Genomic DNA, 26,121 nt, shown 5'->3' with positions numbered 1-26,121 from the left:
GGGCACGAAAAACCGCCCGTGCAGGATGACCCTGCACGGGCGGTTTCGGTTCTGGCTCAGGTACCGGCTCAGGCGTTCGCGGCAACCGGCCTGGCCTGGGCTTCCGGTTCGGCGACGTGGTGGCCTGCGATCATGGTCTGCTCGTCGAAGGGCTCTTCGCCGGACAGGACACGTTCCACCTGGCCGCCGTCGATCTCCTTGACCCAGGTGCCGATCAGGACCGTGGCCACCGCGTTACCGGTGAAGTTGGTCAGGGCGCGGGCCTCGGACATGAACCGGTCGATTCCGACGATCATGCCCACGCCGCCCAGCAGCTGCGGTGCATGGGCCTGGAGGCCGGCCGCCAGGGTTGCCAGGCCTGCGCCGGTGACACCGGCGGCACCCTTGGAGGCAATGATCATGAAGAGCAGCAGGGAAATCTGGGCGCCCAGGTCCAGCGGGGTGCCCATGGCGTTGGCCACGAACAGCGACGCCATGGTCAGGTAGATGGCGGTTCCGTCGAGGTTGAAGGAGTAGCCCGTGGGAACCGTGACGCCGACAACCGGCTTGGAGACGCCCAGGTGTTCCAGCTTGGCGATCAGGCGCGGCAGTGCGGCCTCGGAGGAAGAGGTGGAGAAGATCAGCAGGTATTCCCGGGCCAGGTACTTCATGAGCCGGAAGATGTTGACCCCTGCCACAACCTGCAGCAGTCCGCCCAGGATCACGACGATGAACAGTGCACAGGTGATGTAGAAAGCGATCATGAGGGTGAACATGCTCACGATTGCCTGGAAGCCGGTGGCACCGACGACGGCGGCCATCGCACCGAAGGCGCCGACGGGGGCAAGCCACATGATCATGATGAGGATGCGGAAGACCAGGGCCTGCCCGTGTCCGATCGCTTTGAGGATGGGGGCACCCTGGGGGCCCATCTTCTGGAGGGCGAAGCCGACCAGGATGGCGGCCAGGAGTGTGGGGAGCACCGGAATGTCGCCCGGGATGATGCCAAGCAGGAAGTCGACGGTGCTGTCCGTGGCCGCCTTCTTGTTGGGATCGTACGGGGTCAGGTTAAGCCCTTCGCCCGGGTGGATGAGGTTGCCTACGACCAAGCCGATGGCCAGGGCGAAGGTGGACATCAGGATGAAGTACCCCAGGGCCAGTCCGCCGACTTTGCCTACGGTGGCGGCCTTGGCGATGGAACCGATGCCCAGCACGATGGTGCAGAAGATGATGGGTGCAATCATCATCTTGATCAGCTTGATGAAACCGTCGCCCAGCGGTTTCAGTGACTTGCCGACCTCCGGGAACAGCAATCCGATCACTGCACCGAGGACGACGGCGACGATGACGGCGATGTAGAGGTAGTGCGATTTGTCGAGTCCCTTGCGCTTTGCTTTCACAGGCGCGGCTGACTCTCCTCGTTGAGAAGCCATGATGTGTCTCCTTATGGATAATCTGGAAGACGTTGCGGCACATTCTCTGGGCTCTTCACGTCCGTCCGGTGTGATATCCATCATTGGGCATAGGGTGACCTGGCTCACCGTTGCGTTCATATTGGTCATGGAAGGTTGGAATGAGGCATAAGTGGAGCATTGCGCGCCGGCTGTTCGTGGCGCATTTGCTGTTCATGCTCGCGCTGACCGCAACAGTGGGAACGGCCACCTTCATCGATGCCCGGGACCATGCCTACAACGAGGCCGGACGGCGCATGTCCGGCATTGCCACGTCCATTGCCGACAATCCCCTCGTGCTGCAGGCCGCCGGCTCGGCCGACCCGTCCGCTGTGCTTCAGCCCTACGCCCTGGATGTCATGGGCGACGCCGACGCGGATTTCATCACCATCATGGCTCCGGACCGGACCCGATGGACCCACCCGCGGGACGAGGAACTCGGCAAGCCCTACATCGGCTCGATTGACGCCGCCCTGAACGGCGAGGTGTTCACCGAAATCACGGCCGGCACGCTGGGGCCGTCCGTACGCACCATCGCACCCGTCAAGGACGCAGCTGGAAACGTGAAGGCCCTGGTGGCCGCCGGAGTGACGGTAAATACAGTGGACGTTGCCCTCGCCGCCCGGCTGCCGGCGATCCTGGCGATTGCGTTTGCCCTCCTGGTGGGAGGCTCAGTGGCGTCCTGGCTGCTGGGCCGCTACCTGCGCAATGTCACCCGGGGCTGGGGGCCTGAACAGCTCGCGCAGCTGTTCGCGTACTACGAGTCCGTCCTGCACTCCGTCCGGGAAGGGGTCATCCTCATCGATCCCAAGGGCCGTGTGGTGATGTACAACGACAAGGCCGCAGAACTCCTGGGGCTGGCCCCGCGCTCCTCGGGGGTCGACCCTGCCGACGCCGTCCTGATCAGGGACCTCCCGCTGGCAACCAGCCTGAAGGACCTGTTCGAATCCGGGAGGACCGTGCTGGATGAAATCCATTTGGCCGGACCCCGGGTCCTGGTGATCAACCAGGGGCCCGCGGTGGGACCCGCATCCTCTGCCGGCCGGCAGCGCCCGGCGGTGTTTGGCACGGTCGCAACCATCCGCGACCGTACGGAGATCGAGTCCCTGGGAAGCGAACTGGAAACCATGCGCACGCTTTCCGACGCCCTGCGGGCCCAGACCCATGAGCACGCCAACCGGCTCCACACGATCGTTTCGCTGATGGAACTGGGGCGGGCGGACGAAGCCCTGGATTTTGCCACCAAGGACCTCGAGCTCAGCCAGCAGCTCACGGACGAGATGGTGGGCTCCATGGAGGAACCGGTCCTGAGCGCCCTCGTCATGGGCAAGGCGGCAGAAGCGCACGAGCGTGGCGTCGAATTTGGCCTGCAGGCGAACAGTACGGCCGGGACTTCCGGCGTGGCCGTGCAGGACCTGGTGACCATCCTCGGCAACCTGCTGGACAACGCCATTGACGCTGCAGCCGACGCGCCGGCCCCCAAGTGGGTCGAATTGTCGGTGGATACGGGCGTCCGGGGCGTGGACATCACCGTGGAGGACTCCGGCCGCGGAATCGACCCCGATGCGGTGGACGACGTGTTCCGATACGGTTTCAGCACAAAGGCGCCCGGGAAGTACGGACGGGGGCTCGGCCTGGCGCTGGTGCGGCAGGCGGTCCACCGGCTCGGTGGCACCATGACCATCACGAATCCCCGCGGGGCGCATTTCCACATTCACCTCCCCGCCGCCACCGGTTCAGGCACCGCCTCCGACGCCCCGCCAGGCGCAGCGGCCGGCACAACAGCCGGCACCACCAAGGAGCTTTAATGAGCGATATCAGAGTCCTCGTCGTTGAGGATGAACCCGTAGCAGCGGCCGCGCACGGCGCCTACGTGGGGAGGCTCAAAGGCTTCTCCCTAGCCGGTACGGCCCCCGACGGTCAATCGGCGCTGCGTCTGCTGGCAGAATTCTCGGCCGCAGGCAACCCGGTGGAGCTGGTCCTGCTGGACATGAACCTTCCCGATCTCCATGGCCTGGACATTGCCCGGAGGATGCGGGCTTCAGGACTGCTGGCCGACATTATTGCCATTACGGCCGTTCGCGAACTCAACATCGTGCGCAGCGCCGTGTCGATTGGCGTTGTCCAGTACCTCATCAAGCCCTTCACCTACGCCACGTTTGCGGACAAGCTGGCCAGCTACCAGCAGTTCCGGGAGCAGCTCGGCGCCGGCTCGGGAGGGGCCAGGTCCGGGGCCTCACAGAGCGACGTTGACCAGGCTTTCGCGAGCCTGCGGGCCCCGAGCGAGCTGCCGCTGCCCAAGGGCCTGTCGACGTCGACCCTCGACGCCGTGAAGGAGTTCATGAAGCAGCAGCAGGACGCAGTTTCGGCCACGGAGGTAATGGACGCCCTGGGGATGTCCCGCGTGACCGCCCGGCGCTACCTCGAATACCTGGCGGACGCCGGAACCGTCTCCCGGACCGCCCGGTACGGCGCGCCGGGCAGGCCGGAGAACGAGTACCGCTGGAACCGGGGCTGACGGCCGGACACTGCCGGCGAGCGCAGGGCTGATCCCACCTGTTACTTCCGGGGGCCGGCGGGGCGAAGGGTCCCGATCAGCTGGTCGATGACCCCGGCGTCCTCAATCGTGGACGGCACCACGTACTCCTCGCCGTCGGCGATCTGTCGCATGGTCTTGCGGAGGATCTTGCCCGAACGGGTTTTGGGCAGAGCCTCCACCACTGCCACGTGCTTGAAGTCCGCAACCGCCCCGATGTCCCGGCGGACCAGCGCGATCAGGTCCTTGACCAGAATGTCCTCGGGCACGTCCACGCCCGCCTTGAGTACTACGTAGCCGCTGGGCCGCTGGCCCTTCAGCGGATCCGCGAGGCCGATCACCGCGCACTCGGCCACCGCCGGGTGCTGTCCGATGACCTGCTCCATGGCGCCGGTGGACAGCCGGTGCCCCGCCACATTGATGATGTCGTCAGTGCGGCCCATCACGAACACGTAGCCGTCCTCGTCCCGGTAGCCGGAGTCGCCGGTGGCGTAGGAGCCCTCAAAGGCCTGGAGGTAGGAGGAGACGTAGCGTTCGTCGTCGCCCCAGAGAGTGGTCAGCGTACCGGGCGGCAGCGGCAGCCCGAGCACAATGTTTCCTTCCGTCCCGGTTTCGACGTCCTCCCCCAGTCCGTCGACGATGTTGAGCTTGAAACCCGGCATCGGAACGCTGGGCGAGCCTGCCTTGATGGGGAGCTCTTCCAGCCCGCGCGGGTTGGCGCAGATGGCCCAGCCCGTCTCGGTCTGCCACCAGTGGTCCACCACCGGGACACCCAGGGTCTGCGCTGCCCAGTGGAAGGTATCGGTGTCCAGCCGCTCCCCCGCGGCAAAAAGCGTTCGCAGGCTGGAGATGTCGTAGTCCCGCAGCAGTTTCGCTTCGGGGTCGGCCTTGCGGATGGCGCGCAGCGCTGTGGGGGCGGTAAAGAGGACATTGACCTTGTGGTCCCGGATCACGCGCCAGAAAGCGCCCGCATCAGGTGTTCCTACCGGCTTCCCCTCATAGAGGACGGTGGTGGCGCCGGCCAGCAGCGGCCCGTAGACGATGTAGGAGTGTCCTACCACCCAGCCGACGTCGGAAGCGGTCCACATGACGTTCCCCGGGCCGACGCCGTAGACGTTTTCCATGGTCCAGCTCAGCGCCACGGCATGGCCGCCGTTGTCCCGCACCACCCCCTTGGGTGCACCCGTGGTTCCCGAGGTGTAGAGGATGTAGAGCGGGTCAGTGGCGTTGACGTCCACCGGCGCCGCCGGTTCAGCGGCCGCCATCTCGGTGTCCCAGTCCAGCCAGCCCGGGTGGTCAGACACTGAGGAGGCAAATCCATCCCGCGCCGTGACAATCACGGGGAGTCCCGGAGCGCCGGCGAGGCGGAGGGCTTCCTCGACAGCAGGAAGGTATTCGATCCGGCGCGATGGCTCGATTCCGCCGGAAGCCGTGACCACCACGGCGGGCGCGGCGTCCCGAATACGGGCAGCGAGCTCCTTGGGCGCGAAACCGCCGAAGACCACAGAATGGACCGCACCAAGCCGCGCCGTTGCCAGCATGGCGATGGCGGCTTCGGGAATCATCGGCATGTAGATGACCACCCGGTCCCCTTTGCCCACGCCCTGGCTGCGCAGCACACCGGCAAAGCGGGCCACCAGTCCGGTGAGCTCCGCATAGCTGTAGCGGCGCCGGGTCCCGAGCATGGCGGAATCGTAGATCAGCGCATCCTGTTCGCCCCGCCCGGCTGCCACGTGGCGGTCGAGGGCGTTGTAGGACGTGTTGAGGACGCCGTCCGGAAACCAGCTGTAAAGCGGTGCCCGGCTGGAATCCAGGGCCTGCTGCGGCGGCCTCGTCCAGGAGATCTTCCCGGCAGCATCCAGCCAGAATTCATCCGGCTCCTCCAGGCTCCGTGCATAAGTGTCCTGATAACTCCTGGTAACCATGAGATGCATCCCGTCCACGACATTGTGATGACGCCCATGCTAGCCCCGGCCGGTGGCACGCACAAGCTCTTTGTATACACAGAAGGGAAGAAAATAGCGGAAGTGTAGCTTTTGCTGGGCAATCAAGCCTTCTGTGTATACACTGAGGAGCGTCAACCAATGAAGGAGGCAGAGATGCGCGCCAGCGACAGGGCCTATGCGGCATTGCGCGATGACATCATCGAATGGCGCCTCCTGCCCGGGACTGTCCTCGCGGAAGTGGAGCAGTCCGAGCGGCTGGGCATCTCCCGCACACCTCTCCGGGAGGCCCTGAGCCGGCTCACCGCGGAGGGCCTGACGACAACGGCGGGCGGCCGCGGCGTCGTCGTCACCGATATTTCGCTTGACGACATCGACGAGCTTTTCGAACTGCGCGAAACCCTTGAAGGCAAGGCGGCCGCCCTGGCCGCCGAGCGCGGCGACTCCGCGACCTTTGAACAGCTCCGCCTTGAGCTCCTCCAGGCTCCGGAGCTGATCAACGGCAGCGATCCCGGACGCCATGCCTACTACGAGCTGGCGGGCCGTCTCGACGCGGCCATCGACGCCGCGATTTCCAACTCCTACCTGGCCCAGGCCATGCGCAGCCTCCGTGTGCACTTGGTCCGGGTCCGCCGCCTGGCCGCCGACGACACACAGCGGCTCACCGCGGCCGCCGCAGAGCACGCCGCCATCGCGGAAGCGATCGCCGCAGGCAATCCCCGGCTGGCCGAAGCGGCCACCACCCTTCATCTGCACCGAAGTCTTTCCCACGTCAAAGTCACGCATACACCTCACTAAAAGGAGCACCATGGTCAAGGAACACCACGTCCGCGTTTACAAGAGCGAGGAAAACCTGCCCCGCGAGGACCAGCTCGCGTACATGATCGCCAAGGTTGCCACCGATCCCGTCGCCGTCACCGAGGAGGTCACCGACATGGTGATCAACCGGGTGATCGACAACGCCTCGGTGGCCATCGCCTCCCTGAACCGGGCCCCCATCGTTGCCGCCCGCGCACAGGCACTGACCCACGGGCCCACCACGGGCGGCAAGGGATCCAAGGTCTTCGGCATCGACGAGCGCGTGGCACCGGAATGGGCCGCCTGGGCCAACGGCGTCGCTGTCCGTGAACTCGACTACCACGACACCTTCCTGGCAGCGGACTACTCCCACCCCGGCGACAACATCCCGCCGATCCTCGCCGTCGCCCAGCACGTCGGCTCCAGCGGACACGACCTCATCCGCGGCATCGCCACCGGCTACGAAATCCAGGTGAACCTGGTCAAGGCCATCTGCCTGCACAAACACAAGATCGACCACGTGGCCCATCTCGGCCCGTCCGCGGCCGCCGGCATTGGCACCCTGCTGGGGCTCGACGTCGAAACGATCTTTCAGTCGGTCGGCCAGGCGCTGCACACCACCACCGCCACGCGCCAGTCGCGCAAGGGCGAGATTTCCACCTGGAAGGCGCACGCCCCGGCGTTCGCCGGCAAGATGGCCGTCGAGGCGGCGGACCGCTCCATGCGCGGCCAGACCTCCCCCGTCCCGATCTACGAAGGGGAAGACGGGTTCATCGCCTGGATGCTGGACGGCCCGGAGGCTTCCTACATGGTGCCGCTGCCGACTCCCGGCGAGGCCAAGCGCGCCATCCTTGACACCTACACGAAGGAACACTCCGCCGAGTACCAGGCGCAGGCGTGGATCGACCTCGCCCGGAAGCTCCACGGCGAACACCCGGAGGTCGCCGACCCCGCCAACGTGAAGTCCGTGCTGATCAAAACCAGCCACCACACCCACTACGTGATCGGCTCCGGCGCGAACGACCCCCAGAAGTACAGCCCCACCGCCAGCCGCGAAACCCTGGACCACTCCATTCCCTACATCTTCACCGTCGCCCTGCAGGACGGCGCCTGGCACCACGTGGACTCCTACGCCCCGGAACGCGCAGCCCGCCCGGACACCGTGGAGCTGTGGCACAAGGTCACCACGGTCGAGGACCCGGAATGGACCCGCCGCTACCACTCCCTGGACATCGCGGAGAAGGCCTTCGGCGGCTCCGTGGAGATCACGCTCAACGACGGCACCGTCATCACCGACAAGATCGCCGTGGCCGACGCCCACCCGCTCGGCGCCCGGCCGTTCGCCCGGGAACAGTACGTCAACAAATTCCGCACACTCGCCGCGGGGCTGGTGGCGGAAGAGGAGATCGAACGGTTCCTCGCCGCCGCAGCCCGGCTCCCGGAACTGGCCGCCGGCGAGCTGGACCAGCTCAACATCAAGGCAGCCGACGGCGTAATCGACCTGGCAGCAGCACCGAAGGGACTCTTCTGATGCTGTACTCCAAGGTCACCCCGGAACAGAAGCGGATCCGGTTCCGCAAGCTCCTGGCGTCCGGGACCATCCAGCAGTTCCCCGGCGCGTTCAACCCGCTCTCGGCCCGGCTGATCGAGGAGAAGGGCTTCGCCGGTGTCTACATTTCCGGCGCGGTCCTGGCCAACGACCTCGGCCTGCCGGACATCGGGCTGACCACGCTCACCGAAGTGGCAACCCGGGCCGGGCAGATCGCCCGCATGACCGACCTGCCCTCCATCGTCGACGCCGACACCGGCTTCGGCGAGCCCATGAACGTTGCCCGCAGCGTCCAGGAACTCGAAAACGCCGGCCTTGCCGGCTGCCACATCGAGGACCAGTTCAACCCCAAGAGGTGCGGCCACCTCGACGGCAAGAACGTGGTGGACCTGGACACCGCCACCAAGCGCATCCGCGCCGCGGCGGACGCCCGCCGGGACCCCAACTTCCTGATCATGGCCCGGACGGACATCCGGGCCACGGACGGGCTGGAAGCGGCACAGGAGCGCGCCAAGGCACTCGTCGAGGCCGGGGCGGACGCCATCTTCCCGGAGGCCATGAAGGATCTCAGCGAATTCCAAGCCATCCGTGATGCAGTGGACGTACCGATCCTGGCCAACATGACCGAGTTCGGCAAGAGCGAACTGTTCACCGTCGACCAGCTCCAGGGCGTCGGCGTCAACATGGTCATCTATCCGGTCACGCTGCTCCGTAGTGCCATGGGCGCCGCGGAGCGTACTCTGGAATCGATCAGGTCCGACGGCACCCAGGAGGCACAGGTAGAGAGCATGCTGACCCGTGCGCGGCTGTACGACCTCGTGGATTACGAAGCCTACAACCGCTTTGACACCGGAGTCTTCAATTTCAAGATTCCAGGTACCCACTGACCCCCAACCATCCCGGACTTCCGGCTTCGGCCGGCCCACAGGCACAAGGAACGAAGGAGTTTCAGCATGGCTGAAAATGAGATCAAAAAGGGCCTCGCCGGCGTCGTGGTGGACTACACCGCGGTGTCCAAGGTCAATTCAGACACGAACTCGCTGCTCTACCGCGGCTACCCCGTCCAGGAACTGGCCGCCAGGTGCAGCTTCGAGGAAGTGGCCTACCTGCTCTGGAACGGCGAACTGCCCACGCCGGAGCAGCTGGCCGAGTTCACGGCCAAGGAACGCGCCGGACGTGCCCTGGATCCGGTGGTCAAACAGGTGATCGACGCCCTGCCCACCACCTCCCACCCGATGGATGTCTGCCGGACGGCGGCATCGGTCATGGGCGCACGGCACCCACTCGCCGAGGACTCCTCGCGCGAAGCCAACCTGGCCAAGGCCATGGATCTGTTCGCCGCGATGCCCGCCGTCGTGGCCTACGACCAGCGCCGCCGCCACGGCCAGGACCTGGTTGAGCCCCGTGATGACCTTGGCTACGACGCCAATTTCCTCTGGATGACGTTCGGCGAGGAGGCCGTCCCCGAAGTGGTCGACGCCTTCAATGTCTCCATGATTTTGTACGCCGAGCACTCCTTCAACGCTTCCACGTTCACGGCCCGCGTGATCACGTCCACGCTCTCGGACCTGCATTCCGCCGTGACCGGCGCCATCGGCGCTCTAAAGGGAACGCTCCACGGCGGCGCCAACGAAGCCGTGATGCACACCTTCGACGAGATCGGCATCCGGCCGGAGGAATCCCTGGAGGACGCCGCCGCCCGGGCGAAGGCGTGGATGGAGGATGCCCTGGCCCAGAAGAAGAAGGTCATGGGTTTCGGCCACCGTGTCTACAAGCACGGCGACTCGCGCGTCCCCACCATGAAAGCCGCGCTGGACAAGATGATCGCGCACTACGGCCGTCCGGAACTCCTGGGGCTCTACAACGGGCTGGAGACCGCCATGGACGAGGCCAAGGGAATCAAGCCGAACCTCGACTATCCCACGGGCCCCACGTACCACCTCATGGGCTTCGACACTGATACCTTCACTCCCCTGTTCGTTGCCAGCCGCATCACCGGCTGGACCGCGCACATCATGGAGCAGCTCGATGCCAACTCCCTCATCCGACCGCTGAGCGAGTACAACGGCGTGGAGGAACGGCACCTTTCGTAAACCCTCCGCCCGGGGCCACACGGTCTTGGGGGCGGAGCACGACGGCGGGGCCGGTCACCTTTCACAGGTGACCGGCCCCGCTGTCGTTCGTCTGGTAGCAGGGCTCTCAGCCGTTGATCTTCAGGGACATAACGATGCGCTTGAGTGTCTTGAACTCTTCGGTTTCCATGTAGGCGCGGGCCTCGTCCATGGAATAGAACTTCAGGTCCGACGCGGCGCCGGTGTTGTAGTTCTGGGCGAAGAAATACTCTCCTGACGGCAGGCCTCTCACCACGTTCTGGGGGTCGCAGGTGGTGCCGTCCACGCCCCAGCTCTCATCGGCGATGCCCAGGTTGGCCGCGAAGGGGGCTGAGTCACCGGCAATAGACGTCACATCCCAAACCCGGAAGATAAACTGCGGCGGAATGGCCCGCCCTCCTTGGCGGTTGCTGGGGAAGGACATGGGGGCGCTGTCCAGAACGGTGAAAGGCGGGCAGGGAGAAATGAGGTTCGGCATGTTCCGGGTCTGGTTGAAGCCGAGCGTGAGCAGCGTCCGGCCTGATGCGTTGACGACGTCTGAATAGCGGCCGTTTTCCCGGCCGGCGACGGTCCAGTTGTCCGGGTACTCGAAAGTGCCCAGTCCATTCCCGCTGGTGTAGCTCTTCCACTCCACCTGCTTCGTGACGGACCGCAATTCAAGGGACATCAGCATCCGCTTGATGTCCCGGTACTCCTGGGTCTGCATGAAGGCCTCAGCTTCTGCCATGGAGGCGAACGTCAGTGGAGCGTCCATGCCATCCTGTTGCAAGGACCACGTATCGCCGAAGCTGACAATGGGAACGCCCTCGGGTCCCAGGATGCTGTTGTGGAGGACACACGTCGTGGTCCCGTGCGCCAGTTCAGCATCATTGAGGGCCATGCTTCCGTAGACCTTGTCAGACTGAATGACGCGGAACACAAACTCCGATGGACCCCGGTCCTTCAGCTTCGCCGCCTTCTGGGGAATGTCCAAGACCACCGCATCCAAGGTGGAGAAGGGCTTAGGCATCGGGCAGGTGTAGCCTGCCGCCCGGTCATAAATAAGGTCCAGGCTCGCGACCTTCTTGCCATCAGTATTTTTGACCTCAATGACGTTGTATCCGGCCCCCTGGATCGTGTTCGGTGCCTCCGTCACCGTCCAACCGACCGGGAGTTCGAACGTCGCCTGGCCTGTGGCGTCGGTGAATTTCGTCCACGCGACGGGCGCAGCACTGGGCGTGGGAGTAGGCGTGGCAGTGCGCGTGTCGGTGGCCGAAGGAGTCGGTGTCGGGGCGGCGCTTTCCGTGGCTGCCACGGTGCTTGCGGGCTCGGGCGCTGAGGTCAGGGCTCCGAGGTTGCTGGCCACCAGCACACCGGCAGCGACGGCCGCTGCCGCAATGGTCACCAGCCCGGCAACTTTGGCGCGGCGGCGCCGTCGGGCGTCATCCATGGAGGCGATACCCACGGTTGCGTCGTCGCTGAAGGCTGCCGGCTCGGAGAGCATGCGGCGCAGGGCGGTTTCACCGTCGGGGATGCCGGAAGGATCGGAGTGGAGCGGGTCCGCGCCTGCAATCAGGTTCTTGATCGGATCCATGGTCATGCACCCATTTTCTGTGTGATCGATTCCGAGTGGGCCGACAGATGCTTTCTGAATGCCGCCCGTGCCCGGTGCAGCCGGACCTTGGCGGCAGATTCAGTGCACCGCAGTACGCCGGCTATTTCGGCCATGGTCAGCCCGTCCCAATAGGCCAACTGCAGGATGTCCCGGTCCTTTTCGCGTAACGCGGCCATGGCATCGTGTACTGTCGCGTTCTCGTCGCTGCCTTCGAAAGTCGTTGTGGTGGCGATCCGAAGTTTCTCCTGGAGCGCCTGCTGGCGGTCCCTGGCCCGGTAGGCGTTTCCCACCAGGTTCCGGGCGATGGTCAGCAGCCAGGCGATTTCCGACCCTGTTGCCTGCGGTTTCTGCCAGACCACCCGAAAGACATCAGCGGCGAGCTCCTGGGCGAGCTCCGGATCATCGATCCGGCGCCGGATGTACGAGTACACCCGTGGGTAGTTGTCCTTGTGAAGGGCAATAAATGCCAGTTCGCGCTCAGAAAGCACGATTCCCCCTATTACGTAGTGCCCTGATCTGCAGGCTAACTGTGTAGTTTCCGGCAGGCGGTGGTGCGGTTACATTCCGCTGGAAATATTCTCCTGCAGTTTTTGCCGGTTGCCGGGGATAGCAAAGGCGCCGGCGGATGACGCCGGCGCCTTGCCGTCTACCTGATGCGCCGTCTAGCGGTTGGCCGCATTGTCCAGCACTTTCCGGACCGTTTCGTTGTCATCGTTGAGGACAATCACAATGTCGATCTCCGTTCCCGAGAGCACCACCGGGAGCCAATGATCAGCGTCCTGCCACATGCGGTCCGCGGGAAGCGCCCCAGCACGGAACCATTCCGGTGCGATTTCGGCGCTCTCGGAAGGCTCGCCTTCCCAGCGCCGCGTGGTGAACAGGCGCGTATGCATGTTCCATTCCGGCCGCGAGGGGAACACGAATTCCACTACGCCGGCGTGCCGGAGGTCCTCCTCCAGGACCATGACGCCTGCTTCCTCGAGAACCTCCCGGCACACTGCTTCGGCGTCGCTTTCGCCTGCTTCGACGTGACCGCCGAGGCCCACGATCTTGCCGGTGCCGAATCCGGTTTTCTTCAGGCCGAGCAGGACCTCGAGCCCTGCTTCGGCGTCCCGAAGCAGGAAACACAGGGTCACGGGAACGGAGGTCATGGTCAACAGCGTAACCCGGCCGGGTTCAGCCCGCAGTGATCTTCAGCGACGTGATCATGCGTTTGGCGTCGAGGTATCCGGACGTCTGCATGTATGCCCGGGCTTCGGCAACGCTGCTGAACGATTTGGCACCCGTTGCACCGTCCGGCGAAGGAGCGGAGTTCACCTGCAGCGAGTCCGCGAACATGTAGACCGGCGACTCCTGGGGGCCGTTCACCACGTTGTAGAACATGCACGACCGTCCGTCTGCACCGGCCCTGCGGGTGGTGATGCCGAACGATGCGTTGACGCCGGATCCGGTCTCGAGGGCGCGGAAGGTGAATCTTGGCGTGACCTCGCTCGCGCCGGAGTTGTAGGGCAACTGCATCTCCACGGTGTCCAGGACAGTGTACGCCCGGGGTTCGCTGCTGCACGCGCCGCCCAGGGCGCCGCCGGTATCACCGTAGACGAGGTCCGCGACGGGCTTGCCGGCACCGTCGGTCACCTGGAGCTTCACAACGTTGCCAACTCCGTCCCCCGAAAGCGGCACCACCTTCCAGCCTGCCGGGTGGTCAAAGGCGACCTTTCCGTTGGCGCTGGCGAAGGTCTGCCAGGCTGCTGCTCCCGGCACAGACGCCGGTTCCGACGACGGCGCCGATGACTGTGCTGCGGACGCGGACGGTGAGGCCGAAGTTGTTGCCGCAGTGGCAGTCTGGCTTGCAGACGGGCTGGGCGACGGAGCTGCATCGCTGGCCGTGTTGCTGGCGGCCGGTCCGGGTGTCGGAGAGTTAATGGCTCCCATGTTGCCGGCCACGACCGCCAGTGTCACCACGGCCGCCGCTGCAAGTCCTGCGACGCCGGTGCGAATGGCGGTGCGGCGTTTGGACTGCCGTGCACGGTCCAGGGAAGTGACGCCGTCGCCGTCGCCGTCGGTGAAGGTTCCGGAGAACGTGTGGGCAGCCTGTGCCTCAGGTTCGCCGCCGGCGGGCTCAGGGTTGGCCGGGACGGTCTGCTGCCGGGGACCGGGAATCTGCGGTTTTGCGTTCTTCATGAGCTGTTCGATCCGATCCATGGCTAGGCCGTCCTTTCGTGCATCAGGTGTGCCGGGACCACGCCGGCGAATGCTTTCCTGGCTCTGTGCAGGCGGACGCCTGCAGCGAGATGGAGCAGCCGAGGCTTTCGGCGAGTTCAGCTGTGGTGAGCCCGTCCCAGTAGGCGAGCATCAGGACCTCCCGATGCTTGTCATTCAGCTTCGCGAGGACGCCTGCCACGGCGTCGCTTTCATTGTCATTGGTCGCCGCTGCGACCCTCGCCCGCTCCTGCAGGCCTTCCCGCAGAAGCTGCTGGCGGTTGCGCCCTTGTATTCGTTGGCCACAACGTTCCGGGCGGCGGCAATGAGCCAGCCAATCCCGGGTTCTTCCGGGAGGTCTTTCTCCCAGGCAATCCTGAAGACGTCCCCGGCGAGCTCCTCCGCCCGGTCTGTATCGCTGATTCGATAAGCGATGTACCGGTAGATACGTCCGAAGTTCTCCGAGTGCAACGCCGTGAATGAGCGTTCCCTAGTAACCAACATTCCTCCCCCTAAAATCCTGATACTCACTTGCTAACCGTTAAGTGTCTGGCGGGGGCACAGTTATTACATTTGGCGGAAAAATAATTCTCACCCTGTGTCCGCGAGGGTTTCAGCCGAGTGCGCGGGGGTGGGCCGCGGCGTAAATCTCGCGCAGGGTATCGGCCGTGACCAGCGTGTAGACCTGCGTGGTAGTGACCGAGGCGTGTCCCAGGAGCTCCTGGACCACCCGGACATCCGCCCCGCCTTCCAGCAGGTGCGTGGCAAAGGAGTGGCGGAGGGTGTGGGGGGAAACGTCCTTGGTGATGCTGGCCTTATCCGCCGCGGCTTTGAGGATGGTCCAAGCGCTTTGCCTGCTGATGCGCCCGCCGCGGGCGTTCAGGAACAGCGCCGGCGTGCCTTTGCCCTTGGCGGCGAGCAGCGGCCGTCCGCGCACCAGGTAGGCGTCAAGTGCACGTGCGCCGTAGGAACCAAGGGGCACCAGGCGTTCCTTGGACCCCTTGCCGAACAGCCTGACGATCGCCGGGCCGGCCTGGTCCGGCTGCAGCGAAATATCGTCGACGTCCAGGCCCACCGCCTCGCTGATGCGTGCGCCGGTGGAATAGAGGAATTCGAGCAATGCCCTGTCCCTCAGGCCTGTTGCCGTGTCCGTGCCGGCCGCTTCGAGGATCCGGGTGACCTCGTCGACGCTAATGGCCCTGGGCAGCCGCTTGCCGGGCATCGGCGGGTGGACATCGCTGGCGGGGTCCGCCGTCGTGATTCCTTCCAGGGCCCAGAACTTGTGCAGGCCGCGGACCGCCACCACGGTCCTTGCAGCGGACCTGACGCCGAGGGCTGTCCCGCCGTCGGAGCCGTCGGAGAGTGCCTGCACGAACCCGGTGACGTGCCGGCGGTTGACCTCGCCGGGGCGCTCAGGGCCGCGCGCGGCGAGGTAGTTTGCGTAGCGGGCCAGGTCCCGGCGGTAGGCGGAGAGCGTGTTCGCTGCGAGCCCGCGCTCCACGCCCATGTGCTGGAGATAGTCGTTGACGGCGCGGTCAATGGCATTGCGCGGCCGGTCAGCCTGGCCGGTGTGCGCCGGCGCGGCTTTCGAAGCCGGGGCAAAGGGAGATTCCGCCAGTGCGTGCTCGGCCCCGGAGCGTTCCGGCGCGGGAGTGACGGTGCTGCCCATCAACGCTGGCTGGGATGGGCGGGCCAGGGGGCGTTTGCCGGACGCAGATGCTCGAAGCCGTCGGCGCGGGCAGCCGCCGCGGCAAGAATTCCGACGACGGCGGACGGGTTGTGCAGCCTGCCTGCCAGGACGGCCGCCACCGCTTCGTCCAAAGGCGTCCAGTGCAGTTCGATCTCGGCTTCCTCATCCGTGCGGACGTGGAGTTCGTGATCGGGCACGTCGCTCAGGCCCCGGGCCAGGTAGATACGGATCGCCTCACTGGAGGATCCCGGTGAGTTGAAGAAGTCCGCCAGCACGTTCCAGGTCCCGGCCACCAGATCCGCTTCCTCGGCAAGCTCGCGCGCGGCGCCCACTACGAAGTCCTCGCCCTCGACGTCCAGCAGCCCGGCCGGGATCTCCCACAGGTCCATGCCCACGGGATGCCGGTACTGCTTCATCAGGAGCACCTCGCCGGCGTCATTCATCGGCAGGACGGCCACCGCCCCCGGGTGGTCGATGTAGTCACGGACCAGTTCGTCGCCGTGTTCACTGAGCTGGAAGCTGTCGCTGACGACGTCCCAGATGCGTCCTTCATACACCTTCCGGGACGACAAAAGACGGCGCGGGCTCGGCGCATCCGAAACCTGCCGTGCAGCATTGGGGGTTTCAGGCATACCGGGCATCGCGCCGTCCTTTGATTTAGTTGGTGTTTACTTGGCCGAGACCTTGCGGGCAGTGCCGCCGGTCTCAGCCGGTGATTCCGCACTGGTTGTTGCCGCACCCTTGGCGGCGGGAAGGACGTCCCCGCCCTTCTGGTGGTCCAGGGCGGCCTTGACCAGGCCGGCGAACAGCGGGTGCGGCCGGGTGGGCCGGGAGCTGAGCTCCGGGTGCGCCTGGGTGGCCACATAGTACGGGTGGACTTCACGGGGAAGCTCAACGTACTCCACGAGCTTGCCGTCCGGGGATGTTCCGGAGAACACGAGGCCCTTCGATGCGATCTGGTCACGGTACTTGTTGTTGACTTCGTAGCGGTGACGGTGCCGTTCGCTGACGGTGGTCTTGCCGTAGGTCTCGGCGACCACGGAACCTTCGTCGAGCTTGGCTTCGTAGAGGCCAAGGCGCATGGTGCCGCCAAGGTCGCCCTTGCCGTCGACGATGTCCAGCTGCTCTTCCATGGTGGCGATAACCGGGTACTTGGAGTCCGGTTCGAATTCGCTGGACGATGCGCCTTCGAGTCCCACCACGTTCCGGGCGTACTCAATGACCATGCACTGAAGGCCCAGGCACAGGCCCAGGACCGGCAGCTTGGTTTCGCGGGCGAACTTCAGCGCGCCAAGTTTGCCTTCGAGGCCGCGGATGCCGAAACCGCCGGGCACGCAGATGGCGTCAACGCCGAAGAGTGCGTTAACCGCTCCCTCGTGGGTTTCGCACTCGTCCGACGGGACCCAGCGGATCTTGACCTTGGTGTCGTTGGCGAAACCGCCGGCACGCAGGGCCTCAGTGACCGACAGGTAGGCGTCCGGCAGGTCGATGTACTTGCCGACCAAGGCGACTTCAACCTCGTGTTTGGGGTTGTGGACCGCTTCGAGCAGCTTGTCCCAGCTGGTCCAGTCAACATCCTTGAACGGAAGGTCAAGGGCACGGACGATGTAGGAATCCAGGCCCTGCGTGTGCAGGGTCTTCGGGATGTCGTAGATGCTCGGGGCATCCGGGCAGCCGATGACAGCGTCGATGTCGACGTCGCACATGCGGCCGATCTTGTCGCGCATCGGCTGCGGGACTTCGCGGTCCGAACGGATCACGATCGCCTCCGGCTGGATGCCGATGGAGCGCAAGGCGGCAACGGAGTGCTGCGTCGGCTTGGTCTTCAGTTCCTGCGACGGGCCAATGTACGGCACGAGGGAGACGTGCAGGAAGAAGACATTTCCGCGGCCGATGTCCTGGCGCACCTGGCGGGCGGATTCGAGGAACGGCTGCGACTCGATGTCGCCTACGGTGCCGCCGATCTCGGTGATGATGACGTCCGGGGCGTTCTTGCCCTCGGCGGGCAGGCGCATCCGGCGCTTGATTTCATCGGTGATGTGAGGAATGACCTGGACGGTGTCGCCGAGGTACTCGCCGCGGCGTTCCTTGGCGATGACCGTGGAGTAGACCTGGCCGGTGGTCACGTTGGCCGAGCCTTCGAGGTTCTCATCGAGGAAGCGCTCGTAGTGGCCGACGTCGAGGTCCGTTTCGGCACCGTCGTCAGTCACGAAGACTTCGCCGTGCTGGAAGGGGTTCATCGTGCCCGGATCCACGTTCAGATAAGGATCGAGCTTTTGCATAGTTACAGACAAACCGCGTGCCCGCAGCAGGTGTCCGAGGCTCGAAGCCGTCAGTCCCTTGCCTAGCGAGGACGCCACACCGCCGGTGACGAAGATGTGTTTGGTCGTCTTGGACGAGCCCGGGAACCGGGAATTTACACGGGAATTTGATCGCTGCACCACGGAATTCGAGCCTATCATCAATTGAGCCTTCCACGGGTCGAAAATCGGATTCCCCAAATGCTTCAGTCTCCCGTGCCATCCCCCTACGATCAAGGGGTGACCACCGAGGATCTGTCCGGCGAAACCCCGGAACACCCGCAGGACCTGGCCCGGGCGGGCCCCAGCCCCGTCTTCAGGTCCCTCGCGCTCGAGTCGATCCCGGTCCCGGACTATGCCGATGTGATTGTTGTCCCAGTACCGGCGGGGTGCCCTTCCGATCCGCGGGTCTGGGCGGAGACGCTCTTCTCGCCGCAGTCAATGCCGGCATGGGTGACGGCCCTGATGGGCCTGCGCCAGGCCCTGGTGGGCGTGGTCGGAATCAACAGGGCCCCGCAGGGTGTCTTCGCCGTCTCGGATGTCCGCGGCGAGGAGGCGCTCATCAGCGCCGACGACAAGCACCTGGACTTCCGCTGCGGGGTGGCGTTCGACGCCGGAGCCCGGCTCCTTCGGGTCACCACCACAGTGCGGCTCAAGGGCTGGCGGGGCCGGCTGTACTTCGCGCCTGTCCGCGTGCTGCACCCGCTGGTGGTGCACGCGATGATGGTGCGGGCGGCGGGCCGCCTTCAGCATCCCTAAGCCCCGCCTCCCACGGCCCGCCCTCAGGCCCGCTGGGGCAGCAGCTTGGCGTCGTCCAGCAGCTCCTGGGCGTGCGCCTGGGCTGTCTCGGAATCCTCCTGGCCGGCAAGCATCCGGGCGAGCTCCTTGACCCTTTCGGGGCCATCGAGCAGCCGGACGTCGCTGGAGGTGAACCCGGTGGCGGTGCCGCCGTCGGCCCCCCTGACCGATGTTTTGGTGACGGTGATGTGCTGGTCCGCGAACGCGGCGACCTGAGGCAGGTGTGTGACAACCAGGACCTGCACGTGCTGAGCCAGCATGGCCAGCCGGCGGCCGATCTCGACGGCGGCCCGCCCGCCCACACCGGCGTCCACTTCGTCGAACACAAAGGTGGGCACCGGATCCACTGCGGCGAGCACCACCTCGATGGCCAGCATCACGCGGGACAGTTCACCGCCTGAGGCGCCCTTGCCCAGCGGACGGGCCGGCGCACCGGAGTGGGGCTGGAGCAGGAACGAGATCTCGTCCGCGCCGTACGGCATCAGCTGGGCGGCGGGCTCGATGGTGATCACCAGGGTCGCGTCGGCCATGGCCAGCGCCTTCAGTTCGGCGCTGACCCGTGCCGAGAGATCCTTGGCGGCCTTGCCCCGGACCTTGCTGATGGCGGCGGCCTGCTTCTTCAGTTCCGCCTCGGTCCGGGCGACCTCCGCATCCAGCGCCTCGATCCGGGTGGAGTCGTCCTGCAGTTCGTCGAACCGGACGCGCGCGTTCTCCGCCCACACCAGGACCTCGTCGATGCTGGGGGCATACTTGCGGACCAGCTTGGCCAGGGCGGCCCGCCGGTCCTCGATTTCCGCCAGCCGCTCCGGACCCTCTGAGTCCAGCCCTGCCTGGTAGCTCGCCAGTTCCGTGGCGATATCGTTCAGCAGGAAGCCCACCTCGGCCAGGCGGGCGGCTGCCGCGCCGAGTTCGGCGTCGTGCTCAGCCACATGCTCCAGGGTCCTCTTCGCAGAGTCCACCAGGGTGGTGGCGTCGCCCTCATCGCCGTAGTCCTCCGCGATGAGCGCCTGGTGCGCGGTGTTTGCCGCAATCCTGAGTTCTTCGACGTTGGCCAGTTTCACGGCCTCCGCTTTGAGGGACTCGTCCTCGCCCGGCTGCGGGTCCACCTCGTCGATTTCAGCCAGCGCGATCTCCAGCGACTCGGCTTCCCGCAGCCTGTCCCGGGCCGCGCCCCGCAGCGTGTCCAGCTCCGCCTGGCTGGCTTTCCAGTGGCTGTACAGGGCCTGGTATGTACCCAGCGGGCCTGCCAGGGTATCGCCGGCAAACTTGTCCAGCGCACCGCGCTGGGCAAGCGCCCCCTTCAGCCTGATCTGATCAGACTGGCCATGGACCACCACCAGGGTTTCGCCGATCTCAGCAAGGACCCCCACGGGGGCGGCGCGGCCGCCAAGGTACGCCCGGCTGCGTCCATCCGCACCTAGGCGACGGGCAAGGATCAGTTCAGCGCCGCCGTCGAACTCCTCCACCTCCGCACCCGCCTCCAGCGCGCGTACGACGGCCACGTGTCCGGCGTCGAGTTTGAGCACGGCCTCCGCGGAGGCGCTTTTCGCGCCACTCCGCACGGCGCCCGCATCCGACCGGGCACCCAAAAGGAGTCCGACGGCGGTGACCACCATGGTCTTGCCGGCGCCGGTTTCACCGGTCACCACGCTGAGGCCTGGGCCGAGCGGGAGGGTTGCGTCGGTGATGACGCCGAGGTCGCGGATTCTCAGTTCTTCAAGCATGGTTCACTTCGCAGTCGTCGGATCAGTCTCGGACGTCCCGGCGGACCGGGGACCCGCAGGCGGCACCATGGGCCTGGGGGTACGGATGATGGGTACCGGCCCGGTATGGACGGACTCTGCCTGGGGCATGGGCCCGCGCCAGCCGTGGATGGGGAGCTGGAATTTACGGACCAGTCTCGCCGAAAACGGTGTCTGGTGCGTCCGCGCCAGCCTGACCGGCGTGGCCGAGCGGGTCACTTCGACGCGGGCGCCCGGCGGGAGGTCCACCGAACGGCGGCCGTCACACCACAGCACACCCTGGGCATCGGTCCGGTTCAGGACCTCGACGGCCAGCCTGGAACGGGGCGAGACCACCAGCGGCTTGGCGAACAGCGCGTGGGCGCTGATGGGAACGATCACCAGGGCTTCAACTTCCGGCCACACCACCGGGCCGCCGGCGGAGAAGGCGTAGGCGGTTGATCCGGTGGGCGTTGCCATCACCACGCCGTCGCAGCCGAACGATGTCAGCGGGCGCTCATCCACTTCGGTGACCACTTCGAGCATCCGTTCCCGGTTGCCCTTCTCGATGGCGGCCTCATTCAGGGCCCACGTGTGCCAGATTTTCTGTCCCCTGACCCAGACCTGGACGTCGATGGTCATCCGTTCCTCCACCGTGTAGTCGCGGCTCGCGATCCATTCGACGGTCTGGGCAAGGTCGGCACGTTCGCTTTCGGCCAGGAAGCCAACATGGCCCAGGTTGACGCCCAGAAGAGGCACATCCACTTCCCTGACAAGTTCCGCGGCCCGGAGGATGGTGCCGTCCCCGCCGAGGACCATGACCAGCTCGACGTCGGGAAGCTGGATGTGGTCGTGGAGGATCTCCACAGGGTCTTCGAGCCTGCCGAACAACCCCTCCATGTCCTCGAGCTCTGATTTCTGCATCACGGGGACAATGCCGGAGGCATGCAGCTGGATGCACGCCTCCCAGGCAGCCTTCAGTGATTCCTCGCGGCCGGTGTGGGCAAGGACCAGTACACGCCTGCTCATCGGGTTCCGCTTTCTAGTGGTTCGGCCAGATTGTTCCGAGCAACGCAGCAACGGCTGCGTCCCGCTCTTCGATCTTAGGCAAGTCTGTGGTGATCCTGCGCTTTATCCACAGGAAGTATTCGACGTTTCCGTCCTGGCCCGGCAGCGGGCTCGCCGCGAGGCCGTGCAGATCCAGCCCGGCGTCGAGCGCCGCATTGGCGACTTTTTCCACCGCCATCCGGCGTTCACGCTCGGAATTCACCACTCCGGTGCGGCCCAGGCGGTCCTTGCCGATCTCAAACTGCGGCTTGACCATCAGGACAAGGTCGCCGCCGGGATCCGTGCACGCCGCAAGCGGCTCCAGGACAAGGGTCAGCGAGATGAACGACAGGTCCGCGACAGTCACCGCGGCCGGGCCGCCGATCTGGTCCGGCGTCATGTAGCGCACGTTCAGGCCTTCGTGCACCGAGACCCGTGCGTCGTTCCTGAGCTCGGGAACCAGCTGGCCGTGCCCGACGTCGACAGCAACCACGTGTTCCGCGCCGCGCCTCAGCAGGACCTCCGTGAAGCCGCCGGTGGAGGCACCGGCGTCCAGGCAGCGTTTTCCTTCCGCGGCGACTTCCGGGAAAGCGTCCAGTGCCCCGGCCAGTTTGTGGCCCGCCCTGCTGACGTAGGTGTCCTGGCCGTCGTCGGCGATGTCCAAGGGTGTGAGGTCGTCCACCTGGGTGGAGGCTTTCGCGAAAACGGTGCCGTCCGAGCTGACTTTGCCTTCGGCAATCAGCCGCGCGGCATGGGTGCGTGATCTCGCCAATCCCCGGGTGACGAGCATTTGGTCCAGCCTGGCCATCCTCAGGCGTCACCCGCAGCCGACGGGTCGTCTTCGTTCAGGGCGTCCAGCAGCGCATCGTGAAGTGCCGAATAGGCCTCCGCGTGCCCGCCAACGGGCAGCTCCGGAATGTCAGCCAGGCGGCCCAGCACAGCGGCAACTGTAGCGTCCTGGACTGTGCCCGTGTTGTGGCTGGCCGGCTCGCCGTTGCCGGCCGGAGCTGCAGGCCAGCTGACCCCAGCCCGATCTGAGTCCGTTTCCGGAAAATTGTTCAGCTCGGTCATATTCCCAGTCTAGTGAGTCGGCCTAGTGCGTCAGCCACTCGACGGCCGGCGCCAGAGGAGCGGCTGCCTGCGGATTGGCTGTCCACCACGCCGAGCAGGCCGCACGCCACGAGTCCAGGTCCCCCGGAACTCCACTGATGTGGACTGCTTCCCCCCGCACGACGGCGGAGGCCGCACCGCAACGGAACGTGCCGCCGTCGTGCTCCTCTACAACGGAGTACGGGCGGTACAGGTCGCTGAGGTCATTGATGAGGTAGTCAGGCCGCTCGGCCGTGCGGGCGGCGAGGATCGACTCGCGGGTGTCGACGCCGGTGAGCACCGCCACGGTGGCGAACCCGGCGTTGTTCCCGCCGAGGATGTCGGTGTCCAGCCTGTCGCCGACAACGAGGGGCCGCTCGGAACTGAGCCGCTTGGCAGCGGTGCGGAACAGCGGGGCCTCGGGTTTTCCGGCAACCAGCGGCCGCTGCCCGGTGGCCGCCGCCACGGCAGCCACCAGCGTTCCGTTGCCCGGAGCGATGCCGCGGGCCTGCGGGATGGACATGTCCGTGTTGGTGGCCACCCAGAGGGCGCCGCCGGCAATGACGTAGGAGGCTTCGGCGAGGTCTTTCCAGCCGATCTCGGGATTGAAACCCTGGACCACGGCCACCGGATTTTCCTTGGCGCTGTGAACCGGTGTCAGCCCCACCAGCTCCACCTCATGTGCCAACGCCGGGCTGCCCGTTATCAGCACCCGGGCCCCTGCAGGGAGCAGGCCGGCCAGCAGCTCGCCGGCAGCCTGCGACGAACTGACAACCTGTTCGTCTTCGGCGGGAGCGCCAAGATCTCGCAGGTGAGCCGCCACCTGCGCGGGTGTCCGGGAGGCGTTGTTGGTCACGTAGCCAAGCCCGACGTCGATTTCGGCCAGCTGGCGGAGTGCCTCCACGGCACCCGGAATCGCGTGGGGGCCGGCATAGACAACACCGTCGAGGTCCGACAGTAGGGCGTCGAACCTTGAGATCAATGAATCAGCGCTCATGCGCGGCTATTCCTTCTCGCTGTCCGACTGTGCGGAATCCGTATCGCCGGCATCGTGGGCGCCTTCGTCGGTACCTGCATCGGTGCCGGCTTCATTGGTGCCGCGGGCCTCGAACTCGTCTTCCTCCACGGAGTCCTCGTCCGATTCAGCGTCGTCGGACTCAAAGTGATCGGACTCGGCGTCGTCGGAGCCTTCATCGAGAGCGGCGGCGTCGGACGCGGCGGCCTCGACAACGGCTGCCTGAGTTGCGTCCTGAACGGCCGCGGAGGGGGCGGGAGCGCTGTCAGCCTTCTGCTCGGCGAGCAGGCGGCGCCGTGCTTCCTCCTCGCGGGCTTCCTCTTCCTCGTCCCAGCCAAGGTCGATGATGTCGGGTTCCTCGTCGCCTCCGAGACCGAGCGCATTCTCCGCAACAACCGCCTGGCGCTGCCACTTCCCGGCCTCCTGTTCGCGGCCTACAGCTGCAAGGGCATCTGCGTAGGCGCGGAACAGACGCGGGCTGTAGGAGAAGGCGCGGTTGATGTCCAGCTGCGCGATTTCCAGTTCGGCCACGGCAGCATCCAGCTGGCCAAGGTCCGTGCGGGCGCCGGCGGCCACGATGGCCAACTCAACCTTGCCCGGTGCGTCGAGGTCGTTGGCTTCGTCGGAGCGTGCGACGTCGAGGGCGCGGTCGGGACGGCCCAGGCCCCGCTCGCAGTCGGCCATAACAGGCAGGTGCACGTTGGAGCCGCTGATCCGGCGGTAGGTGCGGAATTCCCGCAGGGCTTCGCCGTAGTGGCCCGCGGCGTAGGCGGTCAGGCCTACGGCTTCGCGGACTGCAGACAGTCGTCCGCCACGGCGGCTGGCAGCAAGGGCATGCTGGAACGCAAGTTCCGGTTCTTCGTCGATGAGGCGTCCGGCCATTACCAGGTGGCGCGCAACCCACTCTGCACTTTTGGCTTCGAGGGTCTTGATCTCGTGTTTGGTAGCGCGGTCCAGCTCCTGGCCCGTGACGTCATCGTCGATCTCGGGAGAACGCTCACGGTCCGGACGATTGGCGCTGCGCAGGTCGCGCGCGTTCGGGACACGGGTAGGACGGTCCTCGGGACGGTCGCGGCCGAACTCGCGGGGGCCTGATTCGCCACGGTCAAAGCTCCGGGGGGCGCGTTCCTGGCGGTCACCGAAAGGCTTGCGGTTGTCACCGCCGCCAAAGCTGCGACGTTCGCCGTCGCCTTCACGGCGCGGACGGTCGCCAAACGGCTTGCGATCGCGGTCGCCGGCGCCGAACGGCTTGCGGTCACGGTCGCGGCCACCAAAGCTGCGACGCTCTGCTCCGCCCTCGCGGGCCGGACGGTCACCAAACGGCTTACGGTCGCGGTCGCCGGCGCCGAACGGCTTACGGTCGCGGTCGCCCTCACGGGACGGACGATCACCAAACGACTTACGGTCACGATCGCCGGCACCAAACGGCTTACGATCGCGGTCGCCCTCACGGGACGGACGATCACCAAACGACTTACGGTCACGATCTCCCGCACCAAACGGCTTACGATCGCGATCACCCGCACCCTCACGCGACGGACGCTCGCCGAACGGCTTACGGTCCCGGTCTCCCTCACGGGACGGACGGTCACCAAACGGCTTACGGTCCCGGTCACCGGCGCCGAACGGCTTACGATCGCGATCACCGGCACCAAAGCTGCGACGCTCTGCTCCGCCCTCGCGGGACGGACGCTCACCGAACGGCTTACGGTCACCTGTCCCCTCGCGCGACGGACGCTCACCGCGGTCATCCTTGGCGCGGAATCCGCGGGGATCGCCGCCTGAATTATTTGATGCCCGGAACGGGCCGCCACCTGAAGGCCGCCCGCCTCCGTAACTGCCGCGATCTTTGCCGCTTCGATTTCCGCCGTTGTGCTCAGCCATGTTGGATTCCTCCTGTTGTGAGCCGACCACTGGCGCAATCGCAGCCGCTCTTATCCGTGTTTCGTTTTCCTACGCAACCCGAAATAAAGCGCTTCCAAGTCCGTACATCTCATGCAATTCTAGGCGAGTCGCCGCTCACGAACTAACCGTCCCGGCCCCGCAAGGCACTCTCGTGTCAAGCCTCACAAGGCCAACGAATCCACCTCAGTAGCGTGCCGGTTCAGCCTTCGGCCTGGTGGACGAAACCTGGGGAGACTTGACCGAGGCGCGCCCAGGGCAATGGAGGAACGGGTTCCCGGATTCCAGCGAAATCTCGGGGCGACGCTCTCTCACTTCCTGCGGGAAATTCCCGGACGCTCTCTCAGTTTCCGGTGAATTTACGACGGCGGTGTGTGGCTTGGGTGCTGGCCGGCCTCT

The 26,121-nt window shown here is 65.8% G+C and carries 23 protein-coding genes; 7 read left to right on the top strand and 16 right to left on the bottom strand.

Going from position 1 to position 26,121, the window contains the following annotated elements; translation table 11 throughout:
• Nucleotides 1-68 precede the first annotated feature (68 nt).
• Nucleotides 69-1,412, bottom strand: coding sequence for a cation:dicarboxylate symporter family transporter (locus CXQ91_RS19020; protein ID WP_104175452.1), 1,344 nt, complete (start codon nucleotides 1,410-1,412; stop codon nucleotides 69-71).
• Between the two features lie 140 nt (nucleotides 1,413-1,552).
• Between CXQ91_RS19020 and CXQ91_RS19015 the strand changes: the two genes are divergently transcribed.
• Nucleotides 1,553-3,238, top strand: a complete 1,686-nt coding sequence (locus CXQ91_RS19015) for a sensor histidine kinase (protein WP_258074131.1) — start codon at nucleotides 1,553-1,555, stop codon at nucleotides 3,236-3,238.
• The gene (locus CXQ91_RS19010) at nucleotides 3,238-3,948 is read left to right on the top strand and encodes a response regulator (RefSeq protein ID WP_104175451.1); all 711 of its coding nucleotides are present in this window, start codon (nucleotides 3,238-3,240) and stop codon (nucleotides 3,946-3,948) included. Before CXQ91_RS19015 ends, CXQ91_RS19010 begins: the two co-directional genes overlap by 1 nt.
• Before the next feature lie 41 nt (nucleotides 3,949-3,989).
• On the opposite strand, the gene CXQ91_RS19005 is transcribed toward CXQ91_RS19010, so the two are convergent.
• Nucleotides 3,990-5,891, bottom strand: a complete 1,902-nt coding sequence (locus CXQ91_RS19005) for an AMP-binding protein (RefSeq protein WP_104175450.1) — start codon at nucleotides 5,889-5,891, stop codon at nucleotides 3,990-3,992.
• A gap of 174 nt (nucleotides 5,892-6,065) precedes the next feature.
• Here CXQ91_RS19005 and CXQ91_RS19000 point away from each other — a divergent pair, with 174 nt between their 5' ends.
• The 4 genes from CXQ91_RS19000 to CXQ91_RS18985 all read left to right on the top strand — a co-directional run bounded on the left by CXQ91_RS19000 (nucleotide 6,066) and on the right by CXQ91_RS18985 (nucleotide 10,349).
• Nucleotides 6,066-6,707, top strand: a complete 642-nt coding sequence (locus CXQ91_RS19000) for a GntR family transcriptional regulator (protein WP_104175530.1) — start codon at nucleotides 6,066-6,068, stop codon at nucleotides 6,705-6,707.
• Between the two features lie 10 nt (nucleotides 6,708-6,717).
• Nucleotides 6,718-8,238, top strand: coding sequence for an MmgE/PrpD family protein (locus tag CXQ91_RS18995; RefSeq protein ID WP_104175449.1), 1,521 nt, complete (start codon nucleotides 6,718-6,720; stop codon nucleotides 8,236-8,238).
• Nucleotides 8,238-9,143: a methylisocitrate lyase gene (gene prpB, locus CXQ91_RS18990; protein WP_104175448.1), complete on the top strand. Its 906-nt coding sequence runs from the start codon at nucleotides 8,238-8,240 to the stop codon at nucleotides 9,141-9,143. Before CXQ91_RS18995 ends, prpB begins: the two co-directional genes overlap by 1 nt.
• A 66-nt stretch (nucleotides 9,144-9,209) precedes the next feature.
• Nucleotides 9,210-10,349, top strand: coding sequence for a bifunctional 2-methylcitrate synthase/citrate synthase (locus CXQ91_RS18985; RefSeq protein ID WP_104175447.1), 1,140 nt, complete (start codon nucleotides 9,210-9,212; stop codon nucleotides 10,347-10,349).
• A gap of 106 nt (nucleotides 10,350-10,455) precedes the next feature.
• Here the strand turns inward: CXQ91_RS18985 and CXQ91_RS18980 are convergent, their stop codons facing one another.
• The 8 genes from CXQ91_RS18980 to CXQ91_RS18945 all read right to left on the bottom strand — a co-directional run bounded on the left by CXQ91_RS18980 (nucleotide 10,456) and on the right by CXQ91_RS18945 (nucleotide 18,312).
• Nucleotides 10,456-11,946: a hypothetical protein gene (locus tag CXQ91_RS18980; RefSeq protein WP_104175446.1), complete on the bottom strand. Its 1,491-nt coding sequence runs from the start codon at nucleotides 11,944-11,946 to the stop codon at nucleotides 10,456-10,458.
• Nucleotides 11,943-12,449 (bottom strand): RNA polymerase sigma factor, encoded by a 507-nt coding sequence (locus CXQ91_RS18975; RefSeq protein WP_104175445.1) that lies wholly within the window; start codon nucleotides 12,447-12,449, stop codon nucleotides 11,943-11,945. The genes CXQ91_RS18980 and CXQ91_RS18975 overlap by 4 nt, the downstream gene beginning before the upstream one ends.
• A 174-nt stretch (nucleotides 12,450-12,623) precedes the next feature.
• A complete protein-coding gene (locus CXQ91_RS18970) occupies nucleotides 12,624-13,112 on the bottom strand; it encodes an 8-oxo-dGTP diphosphatase (RefSeq protein WP_104175444.1) in 489 nt (162 codons plus the stop codon).
• Nucleotides 13,113-13,137: 25 nt separating this feature from the next.
• The gene (locus CXQ91_RS18965; RefSeq protein ID WP_104175443.1) at nucleotides 13,138-14,163 is read right to left on the bottom strand and encodes a hypothetical protein; all 1,026 of its coding nucleotides are present in this window, start codon (nucleotides 14,161-14,163) and stop codon (nucleotides 13,138-13,140) included.
• A 22-nt stretch (nucleotides 14,164-14,185) separates the two neighbouring features.
• On the bottom strand, nucleotides 14,186-14,362 hold the full coding sequence (locus tag CXQ91_RS25395) for a sigma factor-like helix-turn-helix DNA-binding protein (RefSeq protein WP_258074129.1): 177 nt from the start codon (nucleotides 14,360-14,362) through the stop codon (nucleotides 14,186-14,188).
• Nucleotides 14,363-14,773: 411 nt separating this feature from the next.
• The gene (gene xerD, locus CXQ91_RS18955) at nucleotides 14,774-15,829 is read right to left on the bottom strand and encodes a site-specific tyrosine recombinase XerD (RefSeq protein WP_181038956.1); all 1,056 of its coding nucleotides are present in this window, start codon (nucleotides 15,827-15,829) and stop codon (nucleotides 14,774-14,776) included.
• Complete coding sequence (locus tag CXQ91_RS18950) at nucleotides 15,829-16,491, bottom strand: NUDIX hydrolase (RefSeq protein ID WP_104175442.1); 663 nt, start codon at nucleotides 16,489-16,491, stop codon at nucleotides 15,829-15,831. The genes xerD and CXQ91_RS18950 overlap by 1 nt, the downstream gene beginning before the upstream one ends.
• A 27-nt stretch (nucleotides 16,492-16,518) precedes the next feature.
• The gene (locus CXQ91_RS18945) at nucleotides 16,519-18,312 is read right to left on the bottom strand and encodes a CTP synthase (RefSeq protein ID WP_104175441.1); all 1,794 of its coding nucleotides are present in this window, start codon (nucleotides 18,310-18,312) and stop codon (nucleotides 16,519-16,521) included.
• A 78-nt stretch (nucleotides 18,313-18,390) separates the two neighbouring features.
• Here CXQ91_RS18945 and CXQ91_RS18940 point away from each other — a divergent pair, with 78 nt between their 5' ends.
• Nucleotides 18,391-18,909 (top strand): DUF2867 domain-containing protein, encoded by a 519-nt coding sequence (locus CXQ91_RS18940; RefSeq protein WP_258074128.1) that lies wholly within the window; start codon nucleotides 18,391-18,393, stop codon nucleotides 18,907-18,909.
• Nucleotides 18,910-18,932: 23 nt separating this feature from the next.
• Here CXQ91_RS18940 and recN read toward each other — a convergent pair whose 3' ends face one another.
• Genes recN through CXQ91_RS18910 form a run of 6 tightly spaced genes read right to left on the bottom strand, consistent with a single transcriptional unit; the run spans nucleotide 18,933 to nucleotide 25,704 of the window.
• Nucleotides 18,933-20,672, bottom strand: a complete 1,740-nt coding sequence (gene recN / locus CXQ91_RS18935; RefSeq protein WP_104175439.1) for a DNA repair protein RecN — start codon at nucleotides 20,670-20,672, stop codon at nucleotides 18,933-18,935.
• 3 nt (nucleotides 20,673-20,675) lie between these two features.
• Entirely contained in the window at nucleotides 20,676-21,698 is a 1,023-nt protein-coding gene (locus tag CXQ91_RS18930; protein ID WP_104175438.1) for an NAD kinase, read from the bottom strand.
• 13 nt (nucleotides 21,699-21,711) lie between these two features.
• Nucleotides 21,712-22,524 carry a TlyA family RNA methyltransferase gene (locus CXQ91_RS18925; RefSeq protein ID WP_104175437.1) on the bottom strand — a complete coding sequence of 271 codons (813 nt, stop codon included), beginning with the start codon at nucleotides 22,522-22,524 and terminating at the stop codon, nucleotides 21,712-21,714.
• A gap of 2 nt (nucleotides 22,525-22,526) precedes the next feature.
• Nucleotides 22,527-22,787, bottom strand: a complete 261-nt coding sequence (locus tag CXQ91_RS18920; RefSeq protein WP_104175436.1) for a hypothetical protein — start codon at nucleotides 22,785-22,787, stop codon at nucleotides 22,527-22,529.
• 22 nt (nucleotides 22,788-22,809) lie between these two features.
• Nucleotides 22,810-23,802: an HAD-IIA family hydrolase gene (locus tag CXQ91_RS18915; protein ID WP_104175435.1), complete on the bottom strand. Its 993-nt coding sequence runs from the start codon at nucleotides 23,800-23,802 to the stop codon at nucleotides 22,810-22,812.
• Nucleotides 23,803-23,808: 6 nt separating this feature from the next.
• Nucleotides 23,809-25,704 carry a hypothetical protein gene (locus CXQ91_RS18910; RefSeq protein ID WP_104175434.1) on the bottom strand — a complete coding sequence of 632 codons (1,896 nt, stop codon included), beginning with the start codon at nucleotides 25,702-25,704 and terminating at the stop codon, nucleotides 23,809-23,811.
• Between the last annotated feature and the right edge of the window lie 417 nt (nucleotides 25,705-26,121).

Origin of the sequence: Arthrobacter sp. Y81 (assembly GCF_002929335.1) — a bacterium.
Lineage (GTDB): Bacteria > Actinomycetota > Actinomycetes > Actinomycetales > Micrococcaceae > Arthrobacter.
The sequence above is the reverse complement of the archived record's forward strand: the minus strand, read 5'-3'. Positions and strand labels throughout refer to the sequence as shown.

What these genes read in the sequence shown, in the direction of transcription:
- CXQ91_RS19020 (WP_104175452.1), bottom strand. Translation starts at nt 1,412, where the DNA reads ATGGCTTCTCAACGAGGAGAGTCAGCCGCGCCTGTGAAAGCAAAGCGC.
- CXQ91_RS19015 (WP_258074131.1), top strand. Translation starts at nt 1,553, where the DNA reads ATGAGGCATAAGTGGAGCATTGCGCGCCGGCTGTTCGTGGCGCATTTG.
- CXQ91_RS19010 (WP_104175451.1), top strand. Translation starts at nt 3,238, where the DNA reads ATGAGCGATATCAGAGTCCTCGTCGTTGAGGATGAACCCGTAGCAGCG.
- CXQ91_RS19005 (WP_104175450.1), bottom strand. Translation starts at nt 5,891, where the DNA reads ATGGTTACCAGGAGTTATCAGGACACTTATGCACGGAGCCTGGAGGAG.
- CXQ91_RS19000 (WP_104175530.1), top strand. Translation starts at nt 6,066, where the DNA reads ATGCGCGCCAGCGACAGGGCCTATGCGGCATTGCGCGATGACATCATC.
- CXQ91_RS18995 (WP_104175449.1), top strand. Translation starts at nt 6,718, where the DNA reads ATGGTCAAGGAACACCACGTCCGCGTTTACAAGAGCGAGGAAAACCTG.
- prpB (WP_104175448.1), top strand. Translation starts at nt 8,238, where the DNA reads ATGCTGTACTCCAAGGTCACCCCGGAACAGAAGCGGATCCGGTTCCGC.
- CXQ91_RS18985 (WP_104175447.1), top strand. Translation starts at nt 9,210, where the DNA reads ATGGCTGAAAATGAGATCAAAAAGGGCCTCGCCGGCGTCGTGGTGGAC.
- CXQ91_RS18980 (WP_104175446.1), bottom strand. Translation starts at nt 11,946, where the DNA reads ATGACCATGGATCCGATCAAGAACCTGATTGCAGGCGCGGACCCGCTC.
- CXQ91_RS18970 (WP_104175444.1), bottom strand. Translation starts at nt 13,112, where the DNA reads ATGACCTCCGTTCCCGTGACCCTGTGTTTCCTGCTTCGGGACGCCGAA.
- CXQ91_RS18965 (WP_104175443.1), bottom strand. Translation starts at nt 14,163, where the DNA reads ATGGATCGGATCGAACAGCTCATGAAGAACGCAAAACCGCAGATTCCC.
- xerD (WP_181038956.1), bottom strand. Translation starts at nt 15,829, where the DNA reads ATGGGCAGCACCGTCACTCCCGCGCCGGAACGCTCCGGGGCCGAGCAC.
- CXQ91_RS18950 (WP_104175442.1), bottom strand. Translation starts at nt 16,491, where the DNA reads ATGCCCGGTATGCCTGAAACCCCCAATGCTGCACGGCAGGTTTCGGAT.
- CXQ91_RS18945 (WP_104175441.1), bottom strand. Translation starts at nt 18,312, where the DNA reads ATGATAGGCTCGAATTCCGTGGTGCAGCGATCAAATTCCCGTGTAAAT.
- recN (WP_104175439.1), bottom strand. Translation starts at nt 20,672, where the DNA reads ATGCTTGAAGAACTGAGAATCCGCGACCTCGGCGTCATCACCGACGCA.
- CXQ91_RS18930 (WP_104175438.1), bottom strand. Translation starts at nt 21,698, where the DNA reads ATGAGCAGGCGTGTACTGGTCCTTGCCCACACCGGCCGCGAGGAATCA.
- CXQ91_RS18925 (WP_104175437.1), bottom strand. Translation starts at nt 22,524, where the DNA reads ATGGCCAGGCTGGACCAAATGCTCGTCACCCGGGGATTGGCGAGATCA.
- CXQ91_RS18920 (WP_104175436.1), bottom strand. Translation starts at nt 22,787, where the DNA reads ATGACCGAGCTGAACAATTTTCCGGAAACGGACTCAGATCGGGCTGGG.
- CXQ91_RS18915 (WP_104175435.1), bottom strand. Translation starts at nt 23,802, where the DNA reads ATGAGCGCTGATTCATTGATCTCAAGGTTCGACGCCCTACTGTCGGAC.
- CXQ91_RS18910 (WP_104175434.1), bottom strand. Translation starts at nt 25,704, where the DNA reads ATGGCTGAGCACAACGGCGGAAATCGAAGCGGCAAAGATCGCGGCAGT.